At 62.8% G+C, this 17,858-nt stretch carries 17 protein-coding genes and 1 pseudogene; 10 read left to right on the forward strand and 8 right to left on the reverse strand.

Annotated features, from left to right (window positions below; genetic code table 11):
• Nucleotides 1-476: 476 nt before the first annotated feature.
• Nucleotides 477-1,490, reverse strand: coding sequence for a formamidase (locus tag JQ609_RS24995; protein ID WP_212208552.1), 1,014 nt, complete (start codon nt 1,488-1,490; stop codon nt 477-479).
• Nucleotides 1,491-1,663: 173 nt separating this feature from the next.
• Here JQ609_RS24995 and JQ609_RS25000 point away from each other — a divergent pair, with 173 nt between their 5' ends.
• A complete protein-coding gene (locus JQ609_RS25000; RefSeq protein ID WP_212275444.1) occupies nt 1,664-2,374 on the forward strand; it encodes a cysteine hydrolase family protein in 711 nt (236 codons plus the stop codon).
• Here the strand turns inward: JQ609_RS25000 and JQ609_RS25005 are convergent.
• The 3 genes from JQ609_RS25005 to JQ609_RS25015 are packed head-to-tail and all read right to left on the reverse strand — an operon-like array spanning nt 2,361 to nt 5,439.
• A complete protein-coding gene (locus JQ609_RS25005) occupies nt 2,361-3,185 on the reverse strand; it encodes a carbohydrate ABC transporter permease (RefSeq protein ID WP_212275446.1) in 825 nt (274 codons plus the stop codon). The genes JQ609_RS25000 and JQ609_RS25005 overlap by 14 nt on opposite strands.
• Nucleotides 3,182-4,105: a carbohydrate ABC transporter permease gene (locus tag JQ609_RS25010; RefSeq protein WP_409410526.1), complete on the reverse strand. Its 924-nt coding sequence runs from the start codon at nt 4,103-4,105 to the stop codon at nt 3,182-3,184. The genes JQ609_RS25005 and JQ609_RS25010 overlap by 4 nt, the downstream gene beginning before the upstream one ends.
• 5 nt (nt 4,106-4,110) lie before the next feature.
• On the reverse strand, nt 4,111-5,439 hold the full coding sequence (locus tag JQ609_RS25015) for a sugar ABC transporter substrate-binding protein (RefSeq protein ID WP_212275450.1): 1,329 nt from the start codon (nt 5,437-5,439) through the stop codon (nt 4,111-4,113).
• A gap of 176 nt (nt 5,440-5,615) precedes the next feature.
• Here JQ609_RS25015 and JQ609_RS25020 point away from each other — a divergent pair, with 176 nt between their 5' ends.
• A complete protein-coding gene (locus JQ609_RS25020) occupies nt 5,616-6,635 on the forward strand; it encodes an alpha/beta fold hydrolase (RefSeq protein WP_212275452.1) in 1,020 nt (339 codons plus the stop codon).
• Nucleotides 6,636-6,660: 25 nt separating this feature from the next.
• Nucleotides 6,661-7,614: a fatty acid desaturase gene (locus JQ609_RS25025; protein ID WP_212275454.1), complete on the forward strand. Its 954-nt coding sequence runs from the start codon at nt 6,661-6,663 to the stop codon at nt 7,612-7,614.
• Here the strand turns inward: JQ609_RS25025 and JQ609_RS25030 are convergent.
• A complete protein-coding gene (locus JQ609_RS25030) occupies nt 7,601-8,212 on the reverse strand; it encodes a TetR/AcrR family transcriptional regulator (RefSeq protein WP_212275455.1) in 612 nt (203 codons plus the stop codon). The two genes, JQ609_RS25025 and JQ609_RS25030, sit on opposite strands and share 14 nt — an antisense overlap.
• A gap of 39 nt (nt 8,213-8,251) precedes the next feature.
• Nucleotides 8,252-9,106 carry a VOC family protein gene (locus JQ609_RS25035; RefSeq protein WP_212275457.1) on the reverse strand — a complete coding sequence of 285 codons (855 nt, stop codon included), beginning with the start codon at nt 9,104-9,106 and terminating at the stop codon, nt 8,252-8,254.
• 73 nt (nt 9,107-9,179) lie between these two features.
• Here JQ609_RS25035 and JQ609_RS25040 point away from each other — a divergent pair, with 73 nt between their 5' ends.
• On the forward strand, nt 9,180-10,547 hold the full coding sequence (locus JQ609_RS25040) for an FAD-binding oxidoreductase (RefSeq protein WP_212275542.1): 1,368 nt from the start codon (nt 9,180-9,182) through the stop codon (nt 10,545-10,547).
• Between the two features lie 31 nt (nt 10,548-10,578).
• On the opposite strand, the pseudogene JQ609_RS35240 reads toward JQ609_RS25040, so the two are convergent.
• A pseudogene (locus tag JQ609_RS35240) lies at nt 10,579-10,769 on the reverse strand (ABC transporter substrate-binding protein); the annotation flags it as partial.
• A gap of 58 nt (nt 10,770-10,827) precedes the next feature.
• Here JQ609_RS35240 and JQ609_RS25045 point away from each other — a divergent pair.
• Together JQ609_RS25045 and JQ609_RS25050 are read left to right on the forward strand one after the other, a co-directional pair.
• A complete protein-coding gene (locus JQ609_RS25045) occupies nt 10,828-10,989 on the forward strand; it encodes a hypothetical protein (protein WP_212275459.1) in 162 nt (53 codons plus the stop codon).
• 128 nt (nt 10,990-11,117) lie between these two features.
• Entirely contained in the window at nt 11,118-11,417 is a 300-nt protein-coding gene (locus JQ609_RS25050) for an HU family DNA-binding protein (protein ID WP_192734913.1), read from the forward strand.
• 141 nt (nt 11,418-11,558) lie between these two features.
• Here the strand turns inward: JQ609_RS25050 and JQ609_RS25055 are convergent, their stop codons facing one another.
• On the reverse strand, nt 11,559-12,338 hold the full coding sequence (locus tag JQ609_RS25055; protein WP_212275461.1) for an SDR family oxidoreductase: 780 nt from the start codon (nt 12,336-12,338) through the stop codon (nt 11,559-11,561).
• Nucleotides 12,339-12,621: 283 nt separating this feature from the next.
• Between JQ609_RS25055 and JQ609_RS25060 the strand changes: the two genes are divergently transcribed.
• The 4 genes from JQ609_RS25060 (at nt 12,622) to JQ609_RS25075 (ending at nt 17,858) form a co-directional block, all read left to right on the forward strand.
• Nucleotides 12,622-13,467 carry a CmcJ/NvfI family oxidoreductase gene (locus JQ609_RS25060; protein ID WP_212275463.1) on the forward strand — a complete coding sequence of 282 codons (846 nt, stop codon included), beginning with the start codon at nt 12,622-12,624 and terminating at the stop codon, nt 13,465-13,467.
• A gap of 81 nt (nt 13,468-13,548) precedes the next feature.
• A complete protein-coding gene (locus JQ609_RS25065; RefSeq protein WP_212275465.1) occupies nt 13,549-14,784 on the forward strand; it encodes an MFS transporter in 1,236 nt (411 codons plus the stop codon).
• 34 nt (nt 14,785-14,818) lie between these two features.
• The gene (locus tag JQ609_RS25070) at nt 14,819-16,135 is read left to right on the forward strand and encodes an aspartate aminotransferase family protein (protein WP_212275467.1); all 1,317 of its coding nucleotides are present in this window, start codon (nt 14,819-14,821) and stop codon (nt 16,133-16,135) included.
• Between the two features lie 58 nt (nt 16,136-16,193).
• A complete protein-coding gene (locus tag JQ609_RS25075) occupies nt 16,194-17,858 on the forward strand; it encodes a hydantoinase B/oxoprolinase family protein (protein WP_212275469.1) in 1,665 nt (554 codons plus the stop codon).

Here is a 17,858-nt window from a genome sequence, read left to right on the forward strand (position 1 = left end):
CCTCGACGACGGCGTGGATAAGCGTACGGCAAAACCGTGTGGTCCTGGCGCCCGTTGCTGGCGTCAAGCTGTCGGGTAGGCGAGAGCCGAAACGGCAGCGACGGAGTCAACTAAGAACTCGTCTCCGGGGAGAGCACGGCATAAGCCGTAAAGCCATTGCGCAGGGAAGGCCGGGTGTTCTCCGCTGCCCTGTATGCTCGTGTGCAACTTTTTCAGTGCTAACCGCACACGAGACCGCGGGTGCAGCGCGCACCCGGTCTTCCCTGCGCCCTCTGTATTTAGGGCGGGAAGTTTCTGGCAAACCTCGGGCGCAATGCGTCGCGAGAATGTCGAAGTGTGTGTCACACCCACAATTGTCGTCCCCGCGAAGGCGGGGACCCAGTATCCCAGAGACGCCAATGCCAGAACCGAGAGGCCGCGGCGTACTGGATCCCCGCATGCGCGGGGATGACAACCGGAAAGATTGGCGCGACGCGCTACTCCGCCGCCTTCGCCGTTTTCCCGAACATCCGTGTCGGCGCCGGAAAACCGCACGACGTTCCGTCCGTCACCTTGACCTGATCCTCCCACGGCAGCCGGAACGTGCCCGCCACCATGTCCTGCATGAACGTATACGGGCAATCCATCGCGCCGCCTTTCACCGCGACGTAGCCGCGGTGCCAGAGCTGGTAGATGTTGTTCTCGACGCCCCAGTGGATCCGCGCCTCACGCACCAGGTCAGGGCGGACTTCGGCGGTGATGATTTCGTCGGCGCGGCCGGTGGTGCCGTGGGCGATGATGCTACCATCGAAATTCACGATCATGCCTTCGCCCATGGAATCGAACGAGCCGTCGGAGCCGCACATGCAGACATTCGCGGTCACCATCAAATTCTGGAACGCGTTCGCTTGATTTGTAAAACGCCAGCTTTCGCGGATCGGCGCGGTGTAGCCGGCCGTGCGGATCATGATCTCGGCGCCCTTGTAGGCGCATTCGCGCGCCATCTCCGGGAACATGCCGTCATGGCAGATGATCAGCGCGAGCTTGGCGCCTTTCGGTCCCTCGATCACGGGAATGCCGATATCGCCGGGCTCCCACGGCTCGACCGGAATCCACGGATGGAATTTCCGGTAATAGAGCTTGATCTCGCCGTTGTTATCGATGATCAGGCCGGAATTGTAGGGATTGCCGTTCGGGTTGAACTCCATGATGGAGAAGCAGCCCCAGATCTTGTGGTCGATGCAGGCCTGCTTGAAGGCGGCGACCTCAGGGCCGTCGAGCCGGCACATGATCTCCGGGTTGGTGTCCATCGACAGGCCATGCAGCGAATATTCCGGAAATACGACGAGATCCATGGTGCCGAGATTGCGCCGCGCCTTGCCGACCATGGTGACGATGCGCTCGGTCTGCCGCGCGAGGTCCGCCTTGGTCACGACAACAGGCAATTGCAGCTGAACCAGCCCGATCACGACGCCCTCCGGCGATTTGTTGAGGCCTCCGAGTCCGTTCATGTGTTCCTCCCGAATTTGTGGCGCTGCGCCAGACCGCCAGCGTTTCGACGTTGCGATACCGCGATATTTTGCAACAAGCGTGCCAACTCATTCCCGGCTTGCGCAAGAATTGTACAATGGCATGCGCCTTGCTTAATCTCTTCGAAAATTACTCTCGGTCGGGCGCTTGCATCATGACGAACTCAAAGAGGCCATCCATCGGCAAGGTCGCCGCCGAGCCGGAGCCGATCGCGCTTGAGTGGGCGGCCACCGCGCTCCTCATCATCGACATGCAGCGCGACTTCATGGAACCCGGCGGCTTCGGCGAGACGCTGGGCAATGACGTGTCGCAGCTGGCGCGCGCGGTGAAGCCGATCGCTTCGGTGCTGTCAGCGGCGCGCGAAACCGGCATGCTGGTCATCCACACCCGCGAGGGACATCTGCCCGACCTGTCCGACGCGCCGCCGGCCAAGGTCGAACGCGGCGCGCCCTCCTTGCGGATCGGCGATCCCGGACCGATGGGGCGCATTCTCATTCGCGGCGAGGCCGGCCACGACATCATTTCCGAACTCTATCCGCTCGACTCCGAGATCGTGATCGACAAGCCGGGCAAGGGCGCGTTCTACGCCACCGAGCTTGGCGACATCCTGGAGAAATATGGCATCGAGAATTTGCTGGTGTGCGGCGTCACCACCGAAGTCTGCGTCAACACGACCGTGCGCGAGGCCAACGACCGCGGTTATCGCTGCGTGGTGCTGGCCGACGGCTGCGCCTCCTACTTCCCCGAATTCCACGAGATGGGCCTGAAGATGATCAAGGCCCAGGGCGGCATTTTCGGCTGGGTCACGGACTCAGCCGCGGTACTGGAGGCGCTTGCACCGGAGCTTGCGGCTAACCGCCCTTGACGGCGCCTGCGGTCAGTCCGGCCACGATCTGCCGCTGCGCGAGCACCGTCAGCAACAGAACGGGGAAGGTCACGATGAGCGCGGCTGCCGCAAGCGGTCCCCAGCTCAGCTGGTCGAACGAAATCATGTTGTAGACGGCGACGGGCAAGGTGCGCGTCTCCCGTCCCGCCAGCACGATGCCGAACACGAAATTGTTCCAGGAGAAGATCACCGCGAGAATGAAGGCCACCGCAAGTCCCGGACGCGCGATCGGCAGCGCCACGTGAAGGAACACCTGCCAGCGGGTGGCGCCGTCGATCAGGGCGGCTTCCTCGAGCTCCAGCGGCGTGGTCTCGAAATAGCCGATCATGATCCAGATCACGATCGGCACCGTCACCACGAGGTGGATGATGATCTGCGGCACCAGCGTGCCGAGCAATCCGAGCCACTGGAACAGCAGGAACAGCGGGATGAGATACGACAATCCCGGCGTGATGCGGGCGATCAGGATCACGATCGCGGATTTATGCGCCGCCATCCGCGCGATGCCGTAGCCGGCGGGGACACCGACCAGCATGGCAAGGCCGGTCGCGGTGCCGGTCACCACGAGGCTGTTGATGAAGTAGGTCAGGAAGCGGTTGGAGGCGAGCACGTCGGCATAATTCTTCCAGGCAAATCGCTCGGGGAAAAACACCGGCGGGTAGGCCGCGTTGTCGACCTCGAACTTGACCGACAGCGAGGCCATCCAGAGAAAGAACAGGATCGCGGGTGACACGACCACGAAGACCGCAAACCACAGCGCGATCTTGCCGAGGATCTGACGCAGATTCATGCGCCGCTCCCGATCTCGGTCCACATCATGCGCTGGCGCAGATGCAGCATCAGCGCCGCCATGGCGACGATCAAGAGGAAGAAGATCACCGCGATCGCCGAACCATAGCCGAGGTCGTAATAGATGAAGGCGACGCTGTAGAGATAGAGGTTGATGGTCTCGGACGCCGAGCCGGGCCCGCCTTGCGTGATGGCGAAGATGATGTCGAAGCTCTTGACGGCATCGATCATGCGGATCATGCCGGCGATGAACAGGAACGGCGTGATCAGCGGCAGCGTGATGTAGCGGAACACCTGCCAGACGCTGGCGCCGTCGATCTGCGCACTCTCATAGGGCTCGGTCGGGATCGCGGCGAGGCCGCCGAGCACGATCAGCATCACCAAGGGGGTCCATTGCCAGGTCTCGACCAGCACCAGCGAGGGGATCACGGTGCCGGGATGGAACACCCACAATTGCGGCGGCAGGCCGACCAGCGACAGCAGGTAATTCAAAATGCCGAGCTGCGGGTGGAACATCATGGTCCAGACCAGCGCGATCGCCACCGGCGTCGCCATCATCGGCATGATGAAGACCCCGCGCAGAAAACCGCGGCCGGGAAATTTGGCGTGAAACACCACGGCGGCAAAGGTGCCGAGGATCAGCGGCAGCAGCACCGACAAGGCGGTGTAAAGCAGGGTGTGTCCGACCGCTTCGACGAAGCGTGGATCGTTCGGCATTCGAAGATAATTGGCGAAGCCGACAAAGGTGGTCGGCGAGCCGACCTTCCACTCGTTGAGGCTCATCCAGATCGTGAACACCCATGGGAACACGATTACGGCGAGCACGACGACCAGCGCCGGCACCACGAACGGCCAGTAGGACGGCGGCCGCCATTCCTGCTCCGGCGCGGCATCAGCCGCGGCCGGAGTGACTTCTGCTATGGCCTTCACGCTTTTTCGCTGCGCTCCAGGATCGGGCGGAACTGCTCATGAGCCTTCTTCAGCTCCGTTGCCGGATCAGCGCCCGCAAGGGTGGAGGTGAGGGCTGCACCGACGAGATCTCGGAATTCGGCGACCGGAATGATCACGGGCAGGCCGAGCTTGCTGATCTTGGCGGAATCGATCACCGATTGCAGCCATTCCTTCGGCATCTTGACGCCGGCCTGGATCTCCGGGTCGTTGAGCACGGAGTTGCGGAACGGCACGCCGCCGCCGGCCTGCAGCAGCCGCGCGCCTTGCTTCTTCGAGACCGCCCATTGGCAGAGCAGATAGGCGGCTTCCTTGTTCTTGCTGGCGGCCGCGATGCCGATGCCGTCGCCATAGGTTGCCGAATATTGTCCCTTGGATCCCTTGGGCACGACGGTGTAGCCGACCTTGCCGACGACGCGCGAGGCGGCCGGGTCTTCCAGCGGGGGGGCCCAGCCGACGCCGTCGATCCACATCGCCGAACGGCCTTGCGTGAACGAGGCCATCGACTCCATCCAGTTGAAGCCGGCGACGCCGGGAGGCGCGACCTTGGTCAGCAGCGTCTGATACAGCTTGGTGGCTTCGATCGCCTCCGGGCCGTCGGTCAGGATGCCGCCCTTGGCATCGAGGAATTCGCCGCCAGCGTTGAGGAAGAAGTTGGTCCACAGCGTCATGTTGGCGTTGCGCAGGCCGCGCCCGACGAAGCCGAAGGTGCCTTCCTTGGCGTCGGTGAGCTTTTCGGCCGCCGCGACCATCTCGTCGAAGGTCTTCGGCACCGCGACGCCCTTCTTCTGGAACAGCTCCTTGTTGTAATAGAGGATGAAATAGTCGACCGACCACGGCAGGGAGTGCATCTGCCCCTTGTCGTTCTTGGCGTATTGCAGGCCGCCGGCCGAAAAATCGCTTTCGACGAGGTCGGGCGCGGTGAGGTTCGGGTCTTTCATGTAGCCGGAGATGTCGGCGAGCCAGCCGGCCTTCTCGAACTGGCGCTTCTGCACGTGGTAGCTCAGATGAACCACGTCGAAGCTCGGCTTGCCCGAAGCGAGTTCGATTACGGCCTTCTGGCGCTGTTGCTGTTCGGGGATCTGCTCCGATTCGACCTGGATGCCGGTGAGTTCAGTAAATTCCTTGATGTTCTTTTGAAAATTGTCGCCGCGCGGACCCTTGGCGAGGATCACCTCAAGCTTGGTGCCGGCGTACTTCTTCCACTGCGGTTCGGCCGCGCGGGCCGGGAAGCCGGTCAGGCTCAGCGCCCCTGCGGCGGCGGTGCCGACCAGAACGGAACGGCGCGAGATCAGATGATTCTTCATTATTTTTCTCTCCCTGGGTCGGCTTGTTTTGCGGCGATAGTAACGTCCGTGCGTGGCCTGCCTAGCCCCCTTCGTGCGGTATTATGGCGGTGCGCAGGCGATGCCATTGGTTGATCGCGCTTGCAATCGAACTAATATAGTGTACAAACAGTACAGTTAATGTCGGAGCCGGGCGAATGACGACGAGCGGCGACTATCAGGTCTTCGAGGCGGGCGACGTTCCGCTTCAGTCGGGCGTCATGTTCCCTTCCATGCGTCTCGCCTACAAGACCTATGGCAGCCTGAATGCGCGGAAGGACAATGTGATTGTCTATCCGACATCGTTCAGCGCGCAGCACTTCGACACCGAGTGGCTGATCCAGCCCGGCGGCATTCTCGATCCCGAGCGCTACTTCATCATCATTCCGAATCTGTTCGGCAACGGCCTGTCTTCCTCGCCGTCGAATTCCGACATCACACCGTTTCCGGCGATCAGCTATCACGACGCGGTCGCGGTGCAGCGCCGCCTGCTGGTGGAGCAATTCGGCATAGCGAAGATCGCGCTGGTCTATGGCTGGTCGATGGGCGGCATGCAGGCCTATCACTGGGCGGCCTGCCATCCTGACATGGTGGAGCGCGCCGCCATCGTCTGCGGCAGCGCGCGGTGCTCGCCCTACAACCACGTATTCCTGGAGGGCGTGAAGGCGGCGCTGACCACGGACCCGAATTTCCGGGATGGCCGCTTCATCGCCAAACCTTCCGCCGGCCTTCGCGCCATGGGTCGCATCTATGCGGGATGGGCGATGTCGCACGCCTTCTACCGGGATGAGGTCTGGCGCGAGGCAGGATTCAAATCGCTGGAAGACTATCTGGCAGGCTCGTGGGATGGTGCCTTCGCACGGCGCGACGCCAACGATCTGCTGGCGCAGATCGGCATCTGGCAGCGTGGCGACATCAGCCAGTGCCCGGAATTTGGCGGCGACATTACCCGCGCGCTCACGGCGATCAGGGCGCATGTGCTGCTGATGCCGGGGCAGACCGACCGTTACTTCGACGTGCGCGACAACGAGGCCGAGATCGGCAAGCTCGTCAATGCGAAGTCGGCAGAGCTTCATCCGATTCCGTCGATCCACGGTCACCGCGCCGGAAATCCGATCAACTATCCCGCGGATCGCGCATTCATCAACGCCGAGATATCGGCCCTTCTGCAGCGTTGAAAATCATCTTGGAGGCAGTGCGACCATGAGCACAGCGATTACCGCAACAGGAGAGAAGCTCTTAAGTTCGGCTGATCTCCGCAAGCTATCGGTGCGATCGAACCTTCCGGGCATCATCCGCGCGGTCAGTCACTACGGCGCTATCGTCGTTTTCGGCACGCTGATCTGGCAGGTCGCCTCGATCCATGGCCTGCTCTGGGCGATACCGCTGATCGTTGCGCAGGGGTACTTCGTCGCCTTCCTGTTCATGGTCGTGCACGAGACCGCGCACAAGACGGCGTTCCGGAGTCGCGCACTCAATCTCGTGTTCGGCCATCTGTCTTCGTTCGCGATCGGACTGCCTTACGAATATTATTGCCTGTTCCACTGGGACCACCATCGCTACACGCAGGATCCGGCGAGGGATCCGGAACTGCTGGTCGGCCCGATGCCTACCTCCGATACGCAGCTTGCAATCGCCTATAGCGGTCTTCGGCAGGTCGGCTTCCGGCTAGGTCTGATGCTTCGCCATGGCGTGACGGGCAACGCCTCCGCCCCCTGGATACCGGAAGCCAAGCGCCACATCGTGGTGAGGGAGGCGCGCCTCTATTTGCTCGGCTATGCGGTGCTGGTGCTCGCCTCACTCGCATTGCAGACCACGATCCTGCTCTGGGTATGGGTCGCGCCGCTGGTGGTAGGGCAGCTATTCCTGCGTCCTTATCTCTATGCCGAACATACCGGCTGCGATCGGACGCGCAGCGCTTTCCAGAACACCCGTACGACCTATACCGGCATATTCACGAAGTGGTTTGCCTGGAATATGCCCTACCATGTCGAGCACCATGCCTATCCTTCGATTCCGTTTCATGCGCTGCCGAAGCTGAACGGTATCGTTGATGGACAGATCGTGTATCGGGGCCGAGGTTATCTCGCGGTGACGCGGGAAACGTGGAACTGGTTCCGACGCGAGCGACGTAAGGGAGCCGTCACCGAACCTTGATCATCAGCAGCGTGTCGACGAGGTTACGCGCTTGCGCCGGCGAGATCGGCTTGATGCCGAAGATGTAGCGATAGAACAGGCTGCCGTAGATCGCGTCATAGAGGTCTTCGGGCGTCCCGGCGGCGCCAACGCTGCCGTCCTGCTGGCCGGCCGCAATCAGTTCGACCAGCGCTGTCCTTCGATACCGGAGATAGCGCTCGTAGAAAATCTCCGCGGAACCGGTGTTCGAAATGCATTCGGAGATCACGGCGAGCTGCACCTTGCCGAACTCACCCTGCAGCGCCTTCGCATAGGCGGCCGCGTGGCTTCTCAGGCGGTCTGCCGGCGTGCCGGTGCTCGGCAGCGGCAGCATCAACGAAGCATGGTCCAGGAACGCATCGATCAGCAGCGCCTCGCGCGACGGCCACCATTTGTAGATGGTCATCTTCGAGACGTTCGAATCCCGCGCCACCGCATCGATGCTGGTGGCGGCAAGGCCCGTGGTGGCCATCAGGGTGTAGGCGCTCTGCAGAATGGCGTTGGTCGTCTCGGCGGAACGGGGACGACCACGGCGGGTCGTTGCCGTGTCGCCGTCCGGTTCGATCTTGCCCTTCGCCATGATCCGGCTGTCCCTCGATACAGCGACAAGCGCGGTCGGCTACGCCTCGACGAAGGCGAGCAGGGTGCCGTTGCCGGCTGCCGGTGGCACGATGACGCCGCCACCGCTGTGAACACCAGTGCCACCGAGCGCCTTCTCGGCTGCAGCGACGTCGGCCTCAATCACCAATCCCGCGCCGCCACGCTCGGGCAGACCGGTCAGCGATACCTCGGGATAGCGCTTGCTCAGTTGATCCCTGGTCAGGAACACGAAGTCGGCGCGATCGGAGCCCGAGGGCACGGCGATGGCGCCGTCCTGCTCGCTCCTCACGTCGCGATCGATCATGCGCGACATATGCGCGGCGTCGTTGGCGGGCTCCGGCGAAACGATCAGCACCTGCCGCAGGCGCTTGGCGCCATTGGCGTGCTTCATCAGTTCGGGAATCCATACCGTCTCGCGGGTCTTGTGCTGGCAGGCGAAGATACGCACGCCGCCCGGCGCTTCCGCGGTCGGCCACTGGAAGGTCCGGAATTTTGCTGCAGAGACGGTGCCATCGGGCATCGTCACCGGCCGTTCGAAATCGGTGGGGCCAACCGGCGGATAGCCGCGCGCGCGGATCTCTTCGGCGCCGTCGGCGGAATCCACCGCGGTAAAAGCGATGCGCTCGATGCCCTCGCCGCGCTTTTCCAGAAACGCGCGCGCCGGAGCATTATGTTCTGTCGGCGTCAGGACGCCGAGCAATTCCATATAGTCAGGGTCGAACATGATGGTGTAATTGCCCGATCCCATATGCGCGCTGTGGGTGCCGCGCGGCGACACAGTAAAGCCGAGCCGCCTGTAATTTTCAGCTGATTTGTCGAGGTCCTTCACCATGACCACGGCGTGATCTATTCCGACGACGTTCTCGAGTGCCACTCTGCTATTTCCCCGGGCTGATGATGCGTACTAAGCTAACCATTCGATCTGCCGCCCGCAAGAAAGGATCATGATGAATAGCGCTGAAGTCCGCTGGCCGCCTTCGCTGTGGGCCGCGGTGACGCCATCAGGGCCTGAGCTTCCGGAATTGATCGGGACGCAGCAGGCCGATGTGATCGTGATCGGCGCGGGCTTCACCGGACTATCGACGGCGCTGCATCTACGCGAGGCCGGCGTCGATGTCGCGATCGTGGAAGCCGCGGAGCCTGGGTGGGGCGCGTCGGGTCGTAACAACGGCCAGGTCATTCCGACGCTGTCGCGGCCCGATCCGGAAGACATCATTGCCAAACACGGGGTGGTCGGCGAGCGCTTCGTCGGCATGCTGCGCGACAGCGCGTCGACGCTGTTCGAGGTGGCGCGGCGTTACAAGATCGAGGCCGAGCAGGAGCAGACCGGATGGGTGCAGCCGGTACATTCGCCTGGCCGCATCAAGATCGCGGAAAGGCGTGTGCGGCAATGGTCGAAGTTCGGCGCGCCGGTTGAACTGCTGTCGCGCGAGCAGGCGCGCGACATGACGGGTTCGGACGCGTGGTACGGCGGCTTCTGGAACAAGACCGGCGGCCACATCAATCCGCTGGCACTAGCACGCGGATTGGCGCACACCGTGCTCGGGCTCGGCGCACGCATCTACGCCCGTTCGCCGGCAATCAGTTTCGAGCGTCGCGGCGATCGCTGGGTGGTGAAGACCGAAAAGGGCGCGATCAGCGGCCGTGCGCTGGTGGTGGCAAGCAACGCCTATAGCGGAGAATTCTCGAAATCGCTGGTGCCTGACATGGCGCACGAGGTCATGCCGGTGCTGTCCTGGCAGATGTCGACGCAGCCGCTGTCCGACAACGTGCGCAAGACCATCATGCCCGGCCGCCAGGCGCTGTCCGATACCCATGGCGAACTGTATTTTGCGCGTTACGACGCGCGCAATCGACTGGTCACCGGCGGTGCGGTGCTCGGCCCCGGCAACAAGGTCGAACGGATCAAGGCTATCGTGACGGAGCGCTTGCAGCGGCTGTGGCCACAGATCGGCGAGGTCTCGTTCGATTATGTCTGGAACGGCTATGTGGGGATGACGGCGGACTTCTTACCGCGCATCCACAAACTCGGGCCCAACGCTTATGGCTGGACCGGCTGCAACGGCCGCGCGGTCGCGCTGACGATCCCGCTTGGCAACGAATTGTCAAAGGCGGTACGCGGCGTGCCGGAAACCGAACTGGCGTTGCCGTTCACCGAACCTGTGCCGTTCGTGGCGCACGGATTGCTGCGCAAGATCGCACCCTGGATGCTGCTGTTCTACCGGCGGCGCGACGCACAGGAACTGACGAAGGGTAATCGATTCGAGTTGCTGCCATGGGCGGAGCGTCTGCTCGCCTCGCGCCGTCCGCAGTGATATCGCCACACAGATTCTCTACGGAGCGCGAACTCTCGGCGAGTGCGCCGACGGGTTTGCCGTTGGCGTCGAGGTCAACCAGAATTTCCTGAATCTTGCCGCTGATGATGTACACGCCGGTGGACGCATGAAGGCTTGGATTGAGCTGGCGCTGTTCGGCGCGGTATGAACGTTGAGCACGCCGCCCTTCTTCGGGGGGGCCTGCGCGAAGGCCCGCATCGGAACTGGAGTCATTTTCTAATCGCCGCCCGGTTCGGAAAATCCTTCCGGAAATCCGGACATGCGCATCAGCGTTGCGATCGCCGCCGTTTTATTCGGCATCAAAACCATCGCTCGCCATGGCGCGATCAGGCGCGGGGAGTGGTCGGAGATCGTCGAAAAAGGCTGTCTGGCAAGGCATTTCGCCGCATTCAGCTGGTTTAATGCACCGCCAAAGCCTTAAAAACTAGCCTATTTCCCGCGAATCAGTGCAAGTCAAATAGCGATATAGTTGTGCAGAATGTCGAAAAGCCTGTTTTTTTAGGCAATTTCCGCCATATCGTGCCTCTTCCAGAATCAAATGGAGCAACCATGGCTACCCAAATGTCTAAGTCGCAGCTGATCGAGAAGATCGCGACGTCCACCGAAGTTTCGAAGAAGGAAGTCAAGGGCGTGATGGACGCGCTCGTTGACGTTGGTCACAAGGAGCTGAAGAAGAACGGGGTGTTCCTCGTCCCCGGCTTCGCCAAGTTCGTCGTGGTCAAGAAGCCCGCGACCAAGGCTCGCAAGGGCACCAACCCCTTCACGGGCGAAGAAATGATGTTCAAGGCCAAGCCGGCGCGCAAGATCGTCCGCGCCCGCCCGGTCAAGGCCGCCAAAGACGCGGTGTGATAGCGAAAAGGCCTCCGGCGACGGAGGCCTTTTTTGCCCGGGGCCATGGCGCTTTCGAGCGAAGTGGTCACCGGTTCGCGCAAGCGAAACGCGAAGGATAAAGCGGGTTCCGGTTCTGAGCCCATCAGAGCCGGGGTGCCGCTAGACCACCGGCGACCGGCCGCCATCGACATTGATGGCTGTCCCGGTGATGTAAGAGCCATGCTGCGAGGCGAGGAAGCAGGCGAGGTTGGCGAATTCCTCCGCCGTGCCCATCCGCCCGAGCGGGACGCCCTTGGCGAGGTCGCGGGTAAAATCGTCGAAATCCGTATCCGGCGCCTTCTCGGCGTGCCGCTTGACCCATTGATCGCTCACGATCAGCCCGACCAGCATCGCATTGACCAGGACGTTGTGCGGGCCGCCTTCGTTCGCCATGGCCTTGGTCAGCGCCATGCCGGCTGCCCGGGAGACCGAGGTCGGGGTTGACGCGGCAGCCGGCGCCTTGGCTCCGATGTTCAGCACGTTGATGATGCGGCCCCATTTGCGCGCCTTCATGCCCGGCCAGACCAGCCGGCTGAAACGGATCGCGGCGAACAGTTTCAGGTCAAGGTCGTCCTGCCACATTTCGTCGGTCACGGTCTCGAACGCCATCGCGCGCGAGGTGCCGGCATTGTTGACGAGGACGTCGACCGGGCCGAGATCGGCGGCGATCGACTCATGCGCCTTGGCGATATCCGCCGCCTTCGAGACGTCGCAGACATAGTCGCGGACCTCGACGCCTTCCTTGGCGAGTGCCTCGCGCGCGGCCTGCAAGTCCTGTGCGCCGCGCGCCAGGATCGCGACCTTGGCGCCTGACTCGGCAAAGCGCCGCGCGACGGCAAGCCCGATGCCCTTGCTGCCGCCGGTGACGGCCGCAACGCGGCCCTTCATGGTGACGTTCATTTTCTCCTCCCTGGGTGCGGCGATTCTGCGGCCGTTCAGTGCTGTAACGCTGGACGGGCGGGGAGAGTAGATCAACCCGGACATGGCAAGGCGTGCGTTTTGCGGGCTAACGAACCCGTGAAGTGCAGAAATATCCATCCGGGAGAACCGGTGCGCGCGACAAGGATCTTTCCCGCATCGCACCTGCGGGAACGGCAATTTTGCTATTTCCAATGCGGTCTTGTGGGGGAGGGCCAGCCAGCCAAAATCAAATCGAACCAACAATAGAGTCCAGGAGAATGCCATGGGCCTGCAACAAGCAAAACTCGAGTCGCTCCCCTTCGTCACCGGCGAGCTCAACTACCTCGCGCCCACCCCCGGAAAGCCGCGCACCTACGCCTTCGATCCGCCGCCGGGCGAGCCCAGATCGACGGCGCTGCCCGAACCCCATCAAGTTCCGATCTTCGACGCCCGCCTGATCTCGGGCAGTCTTTCGCTGGACCGCGAGGGTTTTGCCCTGGTCCGCCACCCGACCAGCGTCCGGAATTTCTACGACGATAAGGAGGTGCGGAACGTCTACTATCCCGCCGCCGAAGCTTTTCTCCGCGCTACGCTGAAAGCCGATCGCGTCGTGATATTCGACCATACCGTTCGCAAGCGCGTCGACGGTGCGGCCGATGTGCGGGGCGCCGGCCCGCGCCAGCCGGCCACGCGGGTCCATGTCGACCAGACCGATCTATCAGGCGCCAATCGCGTTCGTGAGCATCTGCCTGACGAAGCGGACGAACTGCTGAAGGGCCGGGTCCAGGTGATCAATCTGTGGCGGCCGATTTGCGGACCGCTGCGCGATGCGCCGCTCGCGATGCTCGATGGCCAGACCGTGGCGCCCGGCGATCTCGTCGCCTCCGACCTGATCTATCCGAACCGGCAGGGCGAAACCTATTCGGTGAAGTACAACGCGGACCATCGCTGGTACTACATTCCGGAGATGACCGCGGACGAAGCGCTGCTGCTGAAGTGCTACGATTCGGCGACCGACGGGCGTACGCGGTTCGGACCGCACACCGCCTTCATCGATCCGACGACGCCGAAAGACGCAGCGCCGCGCGAAAGCATCGAGTTGCGGACGCTGGTGTTCCACAAGCACTGATCGCGTCGCCGGGAATACCATTTGGTATTCCCGGCGTATTGGTGTTACCCCGGCTGCAACAAGGCCGGGAAGAAACGGAACATGGACGGCGGCAAGGCCGACGACGCGGATGTCAACATCCGCGCACTGATTTTTGCGCTTCTGGCGCTGGCCTGCGGTCACATGCTGTCGACCCTGCTGCGCACGATCCCGGCCGTCAGCCTCGACGTGATGGCCGCCGATTTCAAGACGTCGCCGCAGGCGCTGGCGAGCCTGACCTCGATCTATCATTTCTCGTTCGCGGCATCGCAGATACCGGTCGGCGCCGCGATGGATCGCTTCGGCGTGCGGCCGGTTTCGCTTAGTCTGCTGATTGGAACGATTGTCGGCGCGTTGGCGTCCGGCCTGGCAACCGGGCCGGAGAGTTTTCTGTTCGGACAATTCCTGCTCGGGGTTGCGAACTCGGGCATGCTGATGTGCCCGATGACGCTGGCCGCAAAGCAATTATCTCCGGCGCGGTTCGGCCTGTGGTCCGGACTGATCCTGTCGATCGGCAATATCGGCATGCTGCTGTCGTCGAGCCCGCTCGCCTTTGTCGTCGAACTCTGGGGATGGCGGGCAGGGTTCTGGATCTCGGCCGGCTTCGGCGTGGCGGTGGCGCTCGCCGTCTACGCCGTGGTGCCGAACCAGCCGGCCGCACATGCCGACCGTTCGTCACCGCTCTCGCAGATGGCTAGCGTCTTGCGTATCGGCGTGTCGTATCGGCTGCGCGGCTTGATTGCCATTGCGCTGGTCTCGCTGGCGGCCGTGCTGGTGCTGCGGGGATTGTGGGGCGGGCCGTGGCTGATGGAGGTCAAAGGGCTCAGCCGGATCGGGGCAGGCAACGCGCTTGGCCTGTTCACGATCGCGCTGATCGTTGGGCCGGCTCTGATCGGTCTTTTCGACCGAAGCTTTGGTCATCGCCGCGAGGTGCTCGCGGCCACGCATTTCCTGGCGGCGCTGCTGCTCGCCTTCATGGCGGCGGGCGCGTCTCATTTTCCGGTCTCGGACCTGTTCGGCGTAGCGGCGATGCCGGCTCAGTATGACATTGTCCTGCTGGTGTTGATCGGTTTTGCCATGTCGGCCCAGCCACTGGTGTTCGGCATGACGCGGCAACTCGTCGACGAGCAGAATACCGGTAAGGCGCTGTCAGCGGTCAATCTGGCGTTCTTCCTGGGAGCGGCGCTGATGCAATCGGCAACCGGCGTGGTCGCGGCGCTCCTTGGACTGCCTGCCGTGCTGCTGTTCATGGCCGCGGCGCTGATCATCGGGACAATCGTATTTTTGTTGTATACCTAGATCAGGTTGAGTTCGAGCACTGGTGGAAGATCGCATGTATCCGGATCCAAATTCCTCGTCGCAAAAAATGTACAACCGCGCACTGGCGAGTCTACCCGGTGGCAATACGCGCACCACCGTCTTCATGAAACCGTATCCGATCTACGCCGCGCGCGGCGAGGGATGTCGGGTGTGGGACCTCGATGGCAACGAGTACATCGATTGCATCAACAATTTCACCTCGCAGATTCACGGCCATGCACACCCGGTGTTGATCAAGGCCGCGACCGCGCAACTTGTGCTGGGATCGGCGTTCGGGATGCCGACCGAATCCGAGGTCGACCTTGCCGAACTGCTCGCTGCGCGATTGCCGTCGGTCGACCAGGTGCGCTTTTGCAATTCGGGTACTGAAGCTGTCATGATGGCGTTGAAGGCCGCCCGCGCCCATACCGGCCGCCCCAAAATTGCAAAGTGCGAGGGCGCGTATCATGGCTCCTATGACTACGCCGAGGTCAGCCTCGATCCGACGCCGGAAGCCTGGGGCCGCAACGCGCCGGTTTCCGTCGCCTATGCCAAGGGTACGCCCGACAATGTGCTGGCCGATGTCCTGACCATTCCGTTCAACGACACCGAGGCCGCGGTCAGCCTGATCCGCGAGCATGGCCCTGAACTCGCCTGCGTCCTTGTCGATCCCATGCCCAATCGCGCCGGGTTGGCGCCAGCTGATCAGGCCTATCTGGAGGCGCTGCGCAAGGTGACGCGCGAGGTCGGCGCGCTGCTGGTGTTCGATGAAGTGATCACGTTCCGGCTCGGCTATCGCGGCGCGCAGGGTCTGTTCAATATCGACCCCGATCTGACCACGCTCGCAAAAATCATCGGCGGCGGGTTTCCGGTTGGCGCGGTGTGCGGTCACAAGGAATTCATGGCGGTGTTCGACCCCCGGCCGGGCAAGCCTGCGCTGCCGCATGGCGGCACGTTCTCCGCCAATCCGGTGACGATGCGCGCCGGTATCGCCGCGATGGAACTGCTGGACGAGGCGGCGTTCGCGCGGCTCGATGCGATGGGGGAGGCGGTCCGATCAGGGATCGACGCAGCGTTCCGCCGCCACAATGTTCCCGGCCGCACGGTCGGGCTCGGGTCGCTGCTGAAGATACATCTCGTCGATCGTCCGGTGCGCGACTATCGCTCGGCCTATCCGACCGAAGCGGAAGCCAGGCGTCAGGTGGTTTTCAATCAGGCGCTGCTCAATCGTGGCGTGCTGGCGGCGGGCAATGGATTGATGGCATTGTCGACCCCGATGACGGATGCCGATATTCATGCGATCATCGATGCCGTATCGGGCGCGATATCGGAAGTGTCGGCCTCGCTCTAGGTTCAAGAACAACAAGGCAAGCAAGAACAACAAGGCAAGCAAGAACAACAAGGCAAGAATGTCCGCCAAGATCGATCCCATCACACGGTCCGTCGTCCAGCATCGGCTCAGTTCGATCGTAAAAGAGATGGGCGAGGCCATGCTTCGCACCTCCTATTCGCAGATCCTCAATTCCAGCCGCGATTTTTCGTTAGGGATTTGCGATACGCAGGCCCGCCTGATCGCCCAGGCCGATCATCTGCCGGTGCATGTCGGCGCGTTGCCATGGGCGACGATCGCGGTGGAGGAGCGCTTCAAGGACGTCAAGCCGGGCGACGTCTTCCTGCTCAACGATCCCTATTATGGCGGCAGCCACCTGCCTGATCTCACCGTCTTCGTGCCGGTGTTCGACGGCGACAAGCGGTTGCTCTGGACCATCGTGCGCGCCCACCAAAGCGATATCGGCGGCGCCACGCATGGCGCCTACAATCCCGGGGCAACGGAAATCTGGCAGGAGGGCCTGCGCATTCCGCCGATCAGACTGTCCGAGGCGGGGCGGCCGCGCGAAGACCTGCTCGAGATGCTGGCGCTGAATGTGCGAAACCCGCGCGAGTTTCGCGGCGACCTTGCTGCGATGCTGGGCGCGGCGCATCTCGGCGAACGTCGCGTCGCAAAACTGTTCAGCGAATTCGGCGCGCCGGTCGTCGAAGCGGCGATCGAAGCGATCCTGGATGCAACTGAACAGCAGACCCGCGCCGTGGTCTCGACCTGGAAGGACGGCGTCTTCCGCGGCGAGGCGTTTCTCGACGATGACGGCCATGGCCGCACGGATATCAGGATCGCGGCCAAGGTTACCAAGAAGGGCAGCGATGTCGAGGTTGATCTGTCGGAGTCCGATCCGCAGTCGACCAGCTTTGTGAATTCCTCGCATGCCAACATGCAAGCCGCGGTCGCGATGGCCTTTGCCTATCTGATCGACGCTGACATCCCCAAGAACACCGGCGCGCTGCGCCCGTTAAAGGTGATCGCCAAGCAGGGGACGATCGTCTGGGCCGATCCGGGCCGGCCGGTGACGTTGTGCACCAGCCATCCCTCCAACGAGATCGTTGAAGCGATCGTGAAGGCCATGTCCGCCTCCTGTCCGCAGCGCGCGATGGCCGGATGGAGCCGCAGATTCCGGATCGCGATTCAGGGCGAGGATCCGCGCACCGGAAAGCAGTTCATCTGGCATTTGTTTCAGGCTCGACCGGGCGGCGGTGCTTCGTCCGGCGGCGATGGTTACTCGTCGATCGGCGAATGGCACAGCGTCGGTGGATTGAAGTTCGGAAGTATCGAGGTTGCCGAGGCGCGCTTTCCGTTGCACTTCCGCCAGCATGAATTCCGACCGGGCTCCGGCGGCGACGGCCAGTTCCGCGGCGGTCTCGGCGTTGCCCTCGATCTGGTGCTGGAAACCGAAAAGCCGTCGCGCGGCAACACCGCGGGCGATGGCGCACGCCATGGTCCCTGCGGCATGCTCGGCGGCGAGGACGGCGAACCGCATCATTATCGCCTGCTGTCCGAAGGCCGCGAGCCGCGCGTGTTGCGCACCAAGGAAGTCGGCATCGAACTCCATCCCGGCGATTGCCTCGAGATCCGCTCATCCGGCGGCGGTGGCTGGGGGCCACCGTCGAAGCGATCGGCGGAGGCGCGGCGGCGCGATGCCGAGCAGGGATTGACCAGTGTTTCCGCGGAGCGACGTGGCTGA

The sequence above is a fragment of the Bradyrhizobium sp. AUGA SZCCT0169 genome (genome assembly GCF_018130085.1).
GTDB lineage: Bacteria > Pseudomonadota > Alphaproteobacteria > Rhizobiales > Xanthobacteraceae > Bradyrhizobium.

Coding starts and splice junctions, on each gene's coding strand:
- JQ609_RS25020 (WP_212275452.1), top strand. CDS start 5,616: ATGACGACGAGCGGCGACTATCAGGTCTTCGAGGCGGGCGACGTTCCG.
- JQ609_RS25005 (WP_212275446.1), bottom strand. CDS start 3,185: ATGAATCTGCGTCAGATCCTCGGCAAGATCGCGCTGTGGTTTGCGGTC.
- JQ609_RS25050 (WP_192734913.1), top strand. CDS start 11,118: ATGGCTACCCAAATGTCTAAGTCGCAGCTGATCGAGAAGATCGCGACG.
- JQ609_RS25055 (WP_212275461.1), bottom strand. CDS start 12,338: ATGAACGTCACCATGAAGGGCCGCGTTGCGGCCGTCACCGGCGGCAGC.
- JQ609_RS25030 (WP_212275455.1), bottom strand. CDS start 8,212: ATGGCGAAGGGCAAGATCGAACCGGACGGCGACACGGCAACGACCCGC.
- JQ609_RS25025 (WP_212275454.1), top strand. CDS start 6,661: ATGAGCACAGCGATTACCGCAACAGGAGAGAAGCTCTTAAGTTCGGCT.
- JQ609_RS24995 (WP_212208552.1), bottom strand. CDS start 1,490: ATGAACGGACTCGGAGGCCTCAACAAATCGCCGGAGGGCGTCGTGATC.
- JQ609_RS25060 (WP_212275463.1), top strand. CDS start 12,622: ATGGGCCTGCAACAAGCAAAACTCGAGTCGCTCCCCTTCGTCACCGGC.
- JQ609_RS25065 (WP_212275465.1), top strand. CDS start 13,549: ATGGACGGCGGCAAGGCCGACGACGCGGATGTCAACATCCGCGCACTG.
- JQ609_RS25070 (WP_212275467.1), top strand. CDS start 14,819: ATGTATCCGGATCCAAATTCCTCGTCGCAAAAAATGTACAACCGCGCA.
- JQ609_RS25015 (WP_212275450.1), bottom strand. CDS start 5,439: ATGAAGAATCATCTGATCTCGCGCCGTTCCGTTCTGGTCGGCACCGCC.
- JQ609_RS25040 (WP_212275542.1), top strand. CDS start 9,180: ATGAATAGCGCTGAAGTCCGCTGGCCGCCTTCGCTGTGGGCCGCGGTG.
- JQ609_RS25045 (WP_212275459.1), top strand. CDS start 10,828: ATGCGCATCAGCGTTGCGATCGCCGCCGTTTTATTCGGCATCAAAACC.
- JQ609_RS25075 (WP_212275469.1), top strand. CDS start 16,194: ATGTCCGCCAAGATCGATCCCATCACACGGTCCGTCGTCCAGCATCGG.
- JQ609_RS25000 (WP_212275444.1), top strand. CDS start 1,664: ATGACGAACTCAAAGAGGCCATCCATCGGCAAGGTCGCCGCCGAGCCG.